The organism is uncultured Aureimonas sp., assembly GCF_913775355.1.
GTDB lineage: Bacteria > Pseudomonadota > Alphaproteobacteria > Rhizobiales > Rhizobiaceae > Aureimonas.
Window position 1 is genome coordinate 1 of record NZ_CAJYIU010000272.1, and the last position, 10,474, is coordinate 10,474.

Annotated in this window: 13 protein-coding genes; 3 read left to right on the top strand and 10 right to left on the bottom strand. The window is 66.4% G+C overall.

Annotation, left to right across the window (positions count from 1 at the left end):
• The 6 genes from purL to purC all read right to left on the bottom strand — a co-directional run.
• Nucleotides 1-1,287 (bottom strand): phosphoribosylformylglycinamidine synthase subunit PurL (gene purL, locus QZ753_RS16475; protein ID WP_294645176.1); only part of this gene is annotated, 1,287 nt, incomplete at its 3' end.
• A gap of 69 nt (nt 1,288-1,356) precedes the next feature.
• Entirely contained in the window at nt 1,357-1,761 is a 405-nt protein-coding gene (locus tag QZ753_RS16480; protein ID WP_294645177.1) for a hypothetical protein, read from the bottom strand.
• Nucleotides 1,754-2,167, bottom strand: coding sequence for a hypothetical protein (locus QZ753_RS16485; protein WP_294645179.1), 414 nt, complete (start codon nt 2,165-2,167; stop codon nt 1,754-1,756). Before QZ753_RS16485 ends, QZ753_RS16480 begins: the two co-directional genes overlap by 8 nt.
• Nucleotides 2,164-2,847 carry a phosphoribosylformylglycinamidine synthase subunit PurQ gene (gene purQ / locus QZ753_RS16490; protein WP_294645181.1) on the bottom strand — a complete coding sequence of 228 codons (684 nt, stop codon included), beginning with the start codon at nt 2,845-2,847 and terminating at the stop codon, nt 2,164-2,166. The genes QZ753_RS16485 and purQ overlap by 4 nt, the downstream gene beginning before the upstream one ends.
• Before the next feature lie 11 nt (nt 2,848-2,858).
• Nucleotides 2,859-3,101 carry a phosphoribosylformylglycinamidine synthase subunit PurS gene (purS, locus tag QZ753_RS16495; protein WP_294645183.1) on the bottom strand — a complete coding sequence of 81 codons (243 nt, stop codon included), beginning with the start codon at nt 3,099-3,101 and terminating at the stop codon, nt 2,859-2,861.
• Nucleotides 3,102-3,168: 67 nt separating this feature from the next.
• Nucleotides 3,169-3,933: a phosphoribosylaminoimidazolesuccinocarboxamide synthase gene (gene purC, locus QZ753_RS16500; protein WP_055884531.1), complete on the bottom strand. Its 765-nt coding sequence runs from the start codon at nt 3,931-3,933 to the stop codon at nt 3,169-3,171.
• Between the two features lie 211 nt (nt 3,934-4,144).
• Between purC and QZ753_RS16505 the strand changes: the two genes are divergently transcribed.
• Both QZ753_RS16505 and QZ753_RS16510 read left to right on the top strand, forming a co-directional pair.
• Entirely contained in the window at nt 4,145-4,465 is a 321-nt protein-coding gene (locus QZ753_RS16505) for a DUF1476 domain-containing protein (RefSeq protein WP_294645184.1), read from the top strand.
• A complete protein-coding gene (locus QZ753_RS16510) occupies nt 4,462-5,223 on the top strand; it encodes an aldolase/citrate lyase family protein (RefSeq protein WP_294645185.1) in 762 nt (253 codons plus the stop codon). Before QZ753_RS16505 ends, QZ753_RS16510 begins: the two co-directional genes overlap by 4 nt.
• Before the next feature lie 4 nt (nt 5,224-5,227).
• On the opposite strand, the gene QZ753_RS16515 is transcribed toward QZ753_RS16510, so the two are convergent.
• Nucleotides 5,228-5,761, bottom strand: a complete 534-nt coding sequence (locus QZ753_RS16515; protein ID WP_294645186.1) for an alpha/beta hydrolase — start codon at nt 5,759-5,761, stop codon at nt 5,228-5,230.
• A 44-nt stretch (nt 5,762-5,805) separates the two neighbouring features.
• On the bottom strand, nt 5,806-7,251 hold the full coding sequence (gene cls / locus QZ753_RS16520) for a cardiolipin synthase (RefSeq protein ID WP_294645187.1): 1,446 nt from the start codon (nt 7,249-7,251) through the stop codon (nt 5,806-5,808).
• A gap of 65 nt (nt 7,252-7,316) precedes the next feature.
• On the opposite strand from cls, the gene QZ753_RS16525 reads away from it, so the two are divergent.
• Complete coding sequence (locus tag QZ753_RS16525; protein ID WP_294645188.1) at nt 7,317-8,255, top strand: endonuclease/exonuclease/phosphatase family protein; 939 nt, start codon at nt 7,317-7,319, stop codon at nt 8,253-8,255.
• A gap of 6 nt (nt 8,256-8,261) precedes the next feature.
• On the opposite strand, the gene purB is transcribed toward QZ753_RS16525, so the two are convergent.
• Entirely contained in the window at nt 8,262-9,569 is a 1,308-nt protein-coding gene (purB, locus tag QZ753_RS16530; RefSeq protein ID WP_294645189.1) for an adenylosuccinate lyase, read from the bottom strand.
• Nucleotides 9,570-9,635: 66 nt separating this feature from the next.
• A partial coding sequence (locus QZ753_RS16535) for a P1 family peptidase (RefSeq protein ID WP_294645191.1) occupies nt 9,636-10,474 on the bottom strand: 839 nt, incomplete at its 5' end.

Sequence of the window (10,474 nt, forward strand, 5' to 3'; positions counted from 1 at the left end):
CGAGTTGCCCTGGATCAGCGTGTCGTACTGCTCGAACACCCAGCGGCGCGAGGCGATGTCGGGCGAACCCATGATCTGGAGAAGCGCGGCGCCGTAGTCCTTCGGCTCCGTCACATCGGCCGCCGAGACCGGCGCGGCCGGCTTCGGCTCGACCCAGGGACGATCGTATTCCGGGGCCTCGTCCCCGAGTTCCTTGATCGGCAGATTGGCGACCTCCTTGCCGTCGAAGAGGATGCGGAAGCGCAGGTCGTCCGTCGTCTTGCCGACGACCGCGAAGTCCAGGCCCCATTTCACGAAAATGGCCTCGGCCTCCTCGTGCTTCTCGGGACGCAGCACCATGAGCATGCGCTCTTGGCTTTCCGACAGCATCATCTCGTAGGGCGTCATGCGCGCCTCGCGCACCGGCACCTTGTTGAGGTCGAGCTCGATGCCGAGATCACCCTTGGCGCCCATCTCGACGGCCGAGCAGGTCAGGCCCGCCGCGCCCATGTCCTGGATCGCGATGACGGCGCCGGTCTGCATCAGCTCGAGGCAGGCCTCCAGCAGGCACTTCTCGGTGAACGGATCGCCGACCTGCACGGTCGGGCGCTTCTCCTCGATCGTGTCGTCGAACTCGGCCGAGGCCATCGTCGCGCCGCCGACGCCGTCGCGTCCCGTCTTGGCGCCGAGATAGACCACAGGCAGGCCGACGCCTTCGGCCTTCGAGAGGAAGATCGCGTTCGACTTCGCGAGGCCCGCCGCAAATGCGTTGACGAGGCAGTTGCCGTTGTATCGCGGATGGAAGTTCACCTCGCCGCCGACCGTCGGCACGCCGAACGAGTTGCCATAGCCACCGACGCCCGCGACGACGCCTGACACGAGGTGCCGCGTCTTCGGATGATCCGGCGCGCCGAAGCGAAGCGCGTTCATCGCCGCGATAGGTCGGGCGCCCATCGTGAAGACGTCGCGCAGGATGCCGCCGACACCCGTGGCCGCGCCCTGATAGGGCTCGATGTAGGAGGGGTGGTTGTGGCTCTCCATCTTGAAGACCACGCAGTCGCCGTCGCCGATGTCGACGACGCCCGCGTTCTCGCCCGGCCCCTGGATGACGCGTGCGCCCTTCGTCGGCAGCGTGCGCAGCCAGCGCTTCGAGGACTTGTACGAGCAGTGCTCGTTCCACATCGCCGAGAAGATGCCGAGCTCTGTGATCGTCGGCTCCCGCCCGATCAGGTCGAGAATCCGCTGATACTCGTCCGGCTTCAGGCCGTGGCTGGCGATGAGCTCCGGGGTGATCTGGATGTCGGCCATGGAGACTCCGAAACCGTCTTCAGGAATGGCGAAAAGCCTTCGCCGCCGATCGGGCGGGAAAGCTGCGTGTCATCTGGCCGGTACCCAATCCGACCGATTGCGGCAAGGGCCGACGTCGGCGCTAGCGCCTAGGATCGTTGCGTCGTCCTCGACCTGGCTAACGGCTCCCTCGATCCGGCGCTGCAGGATCAGCAGCGTGTGGTCGAGGCGGCCGTCCCGCATCGGAGCGCGCAGGCAGACCGCGTAGCCGGACGCAGCGACACCCGACACGAAGCCGCGTGTCCGCTCGAACGGTTGGCGGCGGTAGATGGCCGATCCCGTTTCGCGAATGTAGCGGATCTCCGCTGCGTTCGGGGCAGGGCCACTGAGGGTGGGCAAAGGTGCGGCGTCGGTGCGACAGCCGCCGAGAACGGTCGACGCCAGGACGAGCAAGCCGAAGCCCGCGATCCGCACGGTCGCCAGCGGTTCAGGCATCGCAGGTGGCCGAGCCGGCACGCCAGCGGGCCAGATCGCCTTCCAGCCGTGCGCGAAGCGGGGTGTCGAGGAGAGGCCCGTAGGTTGCGACCTCGGTCGACCCCGTAGCGCCTTCCACGACGAGCAGCGGCCGCGCCTCCAGGCGGCCACGGGGCACAAGGAGGAAACGCGGGCGCCCGGAGAAGGACGACAGTTCGGGGGCGATGCTGTAGCTCGCGAAGGCGGGGTCCTTCGACTTGAACCAGCAGCGGTTCGCGGTCAGCGTCAGCCGCTCCATGCGGTCGAGGCCGGTGTCGGCCTGCCGGGGCGCCGGCTTTTCGGGCGCCGGAGCACGAGACGCACACCCGCCAGCGACCAGAAGCGTCGCCAGCGCGAGGCTGAGCGTCGAGACGCGCGCGACGTTCAAGCCGCGAGGCCCCGTCCGAGAAGGCCGAGCGCACCTTCGAACAGCGGACGGCCATCGCTGCCGCCGTGCTCGGGCTCGATCAGGTTTTCCGGGTGGGGCATCATGCCGAGGACGTTGCCGCGGTCGTTGACGATGCCCGCGATGTCGTTGATGGCGCCATTCGGGTTGGTGCCGTCCGCATAACGGAACACCACCTGACCGTCGCCCTCGATTCGCTCAAGCGTCGAGGCGTCGGCGAAGTAGTTGCCGTCGTGATGGGCGACCGGGCAGCGGATCACCTGATCCTGCGCGTAGCCTTCGGTGAAGCGCGTCCGGGCGTTCGTCACCTTCAGCTTCACCTCGCGGCACACGAACTTCAGCGTTGTGTTGCGCATCAATGCGCCCGGCAGAAGCCCGGCTTCACAGAGGATCTGGAAGCCGTTGCAGACGCCTAGAACGGGCACGCCCGCCGACGCCTTCTCGGCGACCGCGCGCATGACCGGCGAGCGGGCTGCGATGGCACCGCAGCGAAGGTAGTCACCGAAGGAGAAGCCACCGGGAACGACGATCAGATCGACGTCGGGGATGGCGGTCTCGGTCTGCCAGACGGTGACGGGCGCCTGACCGGAGACTTTCGTCAGCGCCGCGATCATGTCGCGATCGCGATTGAGACCCGGCAGAAGGACGACGGCGGACTTCATGGGCTGATCCCTCAGGCGAGCTCGATCGCGTAGTTCTCGATCACCGTGTTGGCGAGAAGCTTCTCGCACATGGCCTTGAGATCCGCTTCCGCCTTCGCGCGATCCGCGCCGTCGACCTCGACATCGAAGACTTTGCCCTGGCGGACGCCGGACACGCCGTCGAAGCCGAGCGTGCCGAGAGCCCCCTCGATCGCCTTGCCCTGGGGATCCAGGACGCCGTTCTTGAGGGTGACGACGATGCGCGCCTTGATCACGTTGTCTGCCTGCCTTGCGAATGAACCAATCGGAGAGCCGGAGCCGGCTGCGACACGGGACGCCGTGCTACTTGACCAACACCGGCCCGGAAGGGCGGGGCGGCTCGTTCTCGTTCATGATGCCGAGACGCCGAGCGACTTCCTGGTAGGCTTCGACGAGGCCGCCCATGTCGCGGCGGAACCGGTCCTTGTCGAGCTTGTCCTGGGTCTGGACGTCCCACAGACGACAAGAGTCGGGCGAAATCTCGTCGGCCACGATGATGCGCATCATGTCGCCCTCGAAGAGGCGACCGGTCTCGATCTTGAAGTCGACGAGTTGGATGCCGACGCCGAGGAAGAGGCCGGAGAGGAAGTCGTTGACGCGGATGGCCAGCGCCATGATGTCGTCGATTTCCTGCGGCGTCGCCCAGCCGAACGCGGTGATGTGCTCTTCGGAGACCATCGGGTCGTCGAGCTGATCGGCCTTGTAGTAGAACTCGATGATCGAGCGGGGCAGCACGGTGCCCTCCTCGATGCCGAGGCGCTTGGCGAGCGAGCCCGCTGCCACGTTGCGCACCACGACCTCGAGCGGGATGATCTCGACTTCCTTGATCAGCTGCTCACGCATGTTGAGCCGCCGGATGAAGTGCGTCGGAATGCCGATCCGGTTCAGATGGCTGAAGATGTATTCGGAGATGCGGTTGTTCAGGACGCCCTTGCCGTCGACGACCTCGTGCTTCTTCTTGTTGAAGGCGGTCGCATCGTCCTTGAAGAACTGAACCAGGGTGCCAGGTTCCGGGCCTTCATAAAGAATCTTGCCCTTGCCTTCGTAGATACGGCGGCGACGTGTCATGGATGATGCCTGATCGCGTAAGGGGCGAGTCGAACGTCGACCCGCGAAAACCATATGTCTCCCGCGGGTGAATAGACCAAACGCCCCGCCTAAACAATCGCAAACCAGACATGCGGTCCCTGCAGGGCGCTTGCGCGCTTCGCTGGACAAGCCCGAGCAGCCCGCTAGCATTCACCTTCGACCGCTGCATAGCTGACGAAAGGGTACCGGAATGACGCTCAACGATCGCGGCCAGGACAACGAGTTGCTTTACGCACACGACGAGGAGCGCAAGTTCAGGATCGAGGCGCGGGCCACGAGGCTTCTCGCGCTCTGGGCCGCGGGCAAGCTTGGCAAGACCCGGGCCGAGGCCGAGGCCTACGCGACCGGACTGGTCAATCTCGATCTCGGCGCGGGCGGCCCCCAGGACGTTCTGGCCCGGATCCGGACCGACTTCGACGCCGCAGGCGTCCAGCAGTCCGACCACCAGATCGAGCGTCATCGCACGGAATGCCTGGAGGAAGCGGCAAAGCAGATCGCGGCGTCCTCGTGAGCGTCGAGAGCCTTCGTTCGCTGCTCGAGCGCTCCGAGCCTGCGCTGTGCGGATGGTCCAGCCTCGCCGATCCGGTTGTCCACGAGATTCTGCTCAGAAGCTTCGACGCGCTCATCCTCGACGGGCAGCACGGGCTTCAGGGGATCGCCGATCTGCGCGAGGGGTGCACACGGGCAGCCCTGATCGGAAAGCCTGCGATCGTGCGCGTCGCGCCGGGCGATCTCGCGCTCGCAGGGCGGATGGCGGACCTCGGTGCATCGGCGGTGATCCTGCCGATGGTCGATAATGTGGACGAAGCTCGGCGTTTCGCGAAGGCCCTGCGCTATATGCCCGGCGGCACCCGCTCGTTCGGGCCGACTCGCGCGGCCGATCTCTTCGGTCTCGCGCCGCGCGACTATTTCGCCGCAGCGGATCAGGCCGTGATGTCCTTCGCGATGATCGAGACCGCGGGTGCGCTCGCCGATCTCGACGCCATTCTTGATGTTCCCGAACTCGGCGGCGTGTTCCTCGGGCCATCCGACCTGTCGATCGCCATCGGCGACGGCGCGCTCGATCCGAAAGGCCGGGCGACCGACGAGGCGATCGCCGACGTCGTCCGGCGCTCGCGCGCTGCAGGAAAGGCCGTCGCGATCTACGCGCTCGATGCGGAGGATGCGCGTCGCTATGCCGGCATGGGCTGCCAGCTGATCGGCATCTCGTCCGACGTCGCGATCCTGAAGGCAGGATGCGCGCGGCTGGGCGCCGAGTTCCGCAGCTGACCCTTTAAGGGGTGGGAAGGCGGGCCAGGAACTTTCCGAAGGTCAGGAGGCCTTCGGGCCAGGGACCGTGGCCGCTTTCCTCGTCGAGACGACCGGACTCGCCGGCATCGATGAACAGCGACCCCCAGGCGGCGGCGACGTCCTCGACCGCCTCGAAGCTGTGGTCCGGCTCGCCGCGGCTGGCGACCACGACCGAGGGAAACGGAAGCGGGTCGCGCGAGTAGGCAGGGAAACCGTGCGTGCCCTCGCCGAGATCGAGCGGCGCGACGAAGAAAGCGCCCGCGACGGTCTGCGGTAGCGTCGGCACGGCATTCACGACCGCCGCGACACCAAGCCCATGCGCGACGAGGACGAGCGGCCGCGTCGCCTCGGAGACGGCTTTCGACACATCGGCCGTCCATGCGGTCGCGTCACCGTCCGCGGGCGCGGCGACCCGCCGGGCGGTCGAGAGCTTGGCTTCCCAGCGGGACTGCCAGTGCTGTTCGGACGCGCCGTTGAGGCCGGGGATGATCAGGATGTCGACATCGGAAACTCGCATCGCCCGCAGATGCGAAGGACCCCACGGCTTGTCAAGGCGAGGCGTCAGAGGAGGGGACTGATCAGGCGTGTCACGTTCTCGCCGAGCTGGACGAAGAAGCCGCGCCTGTTCCACTCCTCGAGATTGAGCTTGCAGCTCTTGGTCCGGTAATCGTCCTCGATGGCGCGCAGATCGCGAACGGTGTCCTCACTGTAGGTGATGAGGGTCACCTCGGAGTTCAGTTCGAACGAGCGCCGGTCCATATTCGCCGAGCCGATGATGGCGATGTCATCGTCGATGGACAGGTGCTTGGCGTGCAGGAAGCGCTCGCGATAGAGCATGACCTCGACGCCGGCCTCCAGAAGCTCGTCGTAGTAGGACTGCTGGGCGTGATCGATCAGGAAGCTGTTGGTCGTCGAGGTGACGAAGAGCGTCACTCGGACGCCCTTCGCGACGGCCGTCCGCATCGCCAGAATCAGCGGCTCGTTCGGAATGAAATAGGGCGTCGCCAGCACCACGCGCTGCCGGGCGCTGTAGATCAGGTCGGTGAAGAGGATATCGACGCCGGCCTCGGGATAGTCCGGCCCCGATGGCAGGACTTGCGCGGTCGCGGTCCGCTCGGCGGACGGCGGCTGCGGCGCCGGCATCAGTTCGTGCGAGCCGATGTCCTCGGCGGTCTCGAGGTACCAGTCGCCGATGAAGATCGCCTGAAGTTCGAGAACCACGGGCCCTTCGACGCGCGCCATCAACTCGCGGTAGAAGGTCTTCGGCTCGTATTCGATGCGGTGCATGTTCTGGGAGCCGACCCACCCGACCTTGCCGTCCACGACGACGATCTTGCGGTGGTTGCGCAGATCCATGCGCGTCGCCTGATTCCAGAAGCGCAGCGGGAGGATCAGGCGTAGTTCGACACCCGTGTTCTTCAGGCGTTTGGCGATGGCCTTCCGATCGCGTGAGGAACCGACGGCATCGATGAGGAGCCGGCATTTGACGCCGCGCTTGGCGGCGCGCTGCAGGGCGCTCAGCACCTTGTTGCCAGCCTGGTCGTTCTGCAGGATGTAGACCATGACGTGCGCATGGTGGCGCGCGGCATCAATATCGGCGGCGATCCGGTCGACCACGCGGTTGTAGTCGGCATCGAGCACGATGCGGTTGTCGGCGAGACACGGGAAACGTCCGATCCGGTGCACGAGATGGGCCGTCATTCGGTGGTGCGGGCGCAGCGTGCGCATGCCGCCGGTCCCCTCCAGCGTCATGTGGGCGATGGCGCGGCGGATGATGTCGGGGACGTTCTTCAGGCGGTCCTGCCGCCACTTCGGATGCCGCGCGTTGCCGACGGCGAGATAGACCGCCAGCGCCGCCCAAGGCAGGAAGAAGAAGAGCAGCAGCCATGCCTGCGCCGCCACCGGGCTGCGGCGAAACGGGATGTAGATCACCGCGCCGATCAGGATCGCCCAGCTCATGAAGGTGAGCGCCATGGGCAGCACCGTGCCGTCGACGAATTCGATCATACGTGTTCCGACCTCGATCGTCGTGCCGTCCGCTGCGTCTTGCACTTGAGTCCCTACGCGGCGATATGGGCGGCGCCGCGCACCGGGCGAGACATTCGTGGAAAGATCATCGGCGGAACGAGCCGATCCCTCCCACGTTGAGAGCCACGACCGCGGGCGGGACGCGTGCGATGCGGAGCGGTGAGGGCATGTTGCGGATCGTCTACGCCAACCTGGGTTACAGCCGTGACATCGACGGTTCGCTCAAACACCACGTCCGCCGTGCGCATCACCACGTATTCACGACGCGCAGCGTGCAACTGCGGAGCCTCGGGCTGGTGCGCGAGCGCCTGCGGGAACTGAAACCCGATCTTTCGTGCTTCGCCGAGATCGACAAGGGGTCGCTCAACAACGGCTTCTTCGATCAGGTCGGGGCTCTGGCGGAATCCCACCATACGACCGTACGAATCGACAACAAGTACGGTGCGGGCCGGCACTTCCGTCGGCTTTCGGTGTCTCGTGGAAAGTCCAACGCCTTTCTCGCGTCGCGGCCTTTGACCTACACCGCGCGCTACCTCTCGTCGGGAAAAAAGCGGCTCGTCTACGACATCGAAATTTCCGGCATCCGCATTCTGATGGCGCACCTGTCGCTACGCTATCACGTGCGCTGCCTGCAGATGGCCGAACTCTCGCGCTGGGTTCGCGAGCGAGAGGGGCCGACCGTCGTAATCGGCGACTTCAACCTGTTCCGTGGCGTGGACGAACTGCGTCCGCTCCTCGCCGACGGACGCCTGGTCCATGCGAACGCGCACTCCGGCCCGACCTTTCGGCTGGGACCCTATCGGGCCGCGCTCGACATCTGTCTCCTGTCGCGGGATCTCCAGGACCGCTGCAAGATCGCGATCCTGGACCAGCCCTATTCCGACCACCAGATGATCCAGCTCGACATCGACGGTGTCGGCGAAGGTGGGACGCGTCCCCTGGACGCGCCCGTCCTCGTGGCCGCCGACGCCGAGGCGGCCTGACGCTCCTCAGGCCGTTCCAAACACGCGCTGGAAGATCGTGTCCACGTGCTTGGTATGGTACCCGATATCGAACTTCTCGCGGATCTCCGCTTCCGATAGGGCGGCGGTCACCTCGGCGTCGCCCAGGAGTTCGGTGAGGAAATCCGCACCGTACTCCCATACCTTCATCGCGTTGCGCTGCACGAGACGGTAGGCGTCCTCGCGGCTGACACCGGCCTGCGTCAGAGCGAGCAGCACGCGCTGCGAGTGGACGAGGCCCTTGAACTGGTTGAGGTTGCGGTCCATCCGCTCGGGGTAGACGAGCAGCTTGTCGATGACGCCGGTGAGGCGCGCCAGCGCGAAGTCGAGCGTCACCGTGGCGTCCGGGCCGATGTAGCGCTCGACCGAGGAGTGCGAGATGTCCCGCTCGTGCCAGAGGGCGACGTTTTCCATCGCCGGCATCGCGAAGGAGCGGACCATGCGGGCGAGACCGGTGAGGTTCTCGGTCAGCACCGGGTTGCGCTTGTGAGGCATCGCCGACGACCCCTTCTGGCCCGGCGAGAAATACTCTTCCGCTTCGAGGACTTCGGTGCGCTGAAGGTGCCGGATCTCCGTCGCCAGCCGCTCGATCGACGAGGCGACGACGCCAAGCGTCGCGAAATACATCGCGTGGCGGTCGCGCGGGATCACTTGCGTGGAGACGGGTTCCGGCTTGAGGCCGAGGGCCTTGGCGACATGCTCCTCGACGCGCGGGTCGATATTGGCGAAGGTGCCGACGGCGCCCGAGATGCCGCAGGTCGCGACCTCCTCGCGCGCCGCGCGCAGGCGGTCGCGGCAGCGGTCGAACTCGGCATAGGCGAGGGCAAGCTTGACGCCGAAGGTCGTCGGCTCGGCATGGATGCCGTGGCTGCGGCCGATGGTGACCGTGTCCTTGTGTTCGAAGGCGCGTCGCTTCAGCGCCTCCAGGAGCGCGTCCATGTCGGCGAGGAGGATGTCGGTCGCGCGCACGAGCTGGACGTTGAAGCACGTGTCGAGCACGTCGGAAGACGTCATGCCCTGATGGATGAAACGGGAATCGGGGCCGACGAACTCTGCGAGATGCGTCAGGAAGGCGATCACGTCGTGCTTGGTGACGCGCTCGATCTCGTCGATCTTGTCGACGTCGAACTGCGCCGCGCCGCCCTTCTCCCAGATCGTCTTCGCTGCCTCCTTCGGGATGACGCCGATCTCGGCCAGCGCATCGCAGGCATGCGCCTCGATCTCGAACCAGATCCGGAACTTGGTGTCCTGCGACCAGACGGAAACCATCTCGGGGCGGGAATAGCGGGGGATCATCGGCGGGCCTTTCTGGCGGACGGCAAACGGGGCTCGGCCGCGCTGTAACAGACGCGCCGCCGCGCCTCAATCAAAGCCGGCGCGCCGCGGCTCCAGCTCGCACCAGGACGGCTTCAGATCGCCGGCTGCGGGACGAGCGGCATGAACGCCCCGCGCAATGGCCCGCGCCATCGCGCTGGTCGCGGCCGCCGCGAGCTCGATCCGCTCGGCAGCCTCGGGCTTCCAGCCGCTGGTGCCGGTTGCGGACGCAAACACCAGATCGCCGTCGAAGTCGGTATGGGCGGGCCAGATGGCTCGCGCGAACCCGTCGTGGGCGGCGACCGCGAGGCGCCGAGCCGCTCCCTTGTCGAGGATCGCATCCGTCGCCACCACGGCGATCGTGGTGGCCATTCCCGGTCGCGGCGAGAGTTTCGTGATGGGGATATCGGAAAGTGCAGGGAGAGGAGCCGGTAGTCCGAGCCCCCCGAATTCGCTGCCCATCTCGAATGGCGCGGCGTGGAAATGACGGGTGGGGCCGACGAGCGGCGAGCCGAGGGCATTGACCGCGACGAGAGCCGCGACCGTCGCGCCCGACGAGAGAACGACCGAAGCGGATCCGAGGCCACCTTTGGCAACGGCGGTCGTAGCGCCGGTTCCGGCACCCACGCTTCCGAGATCGAAGTCCGCTCCGGCGTCGGCCGCAGCCCGGAACCCGAGCTCGCGATAGGGCGAATGCAATCCCCAGTCCTTGTCGCCCCCGTTGGCCAGATCGAACAGAATGGCAGCCGGCACGATCGGGACACGATGTCCTGCGGCTTCGAACCCTCGGCCGATCGAGCGCAGATAGGCCTGAGCACCGGATGCCGCATCAAGCCCGAAGGCCGATCCGCCCGACAGGACCAGCGCGTCGACGCCCGGAACAAGCT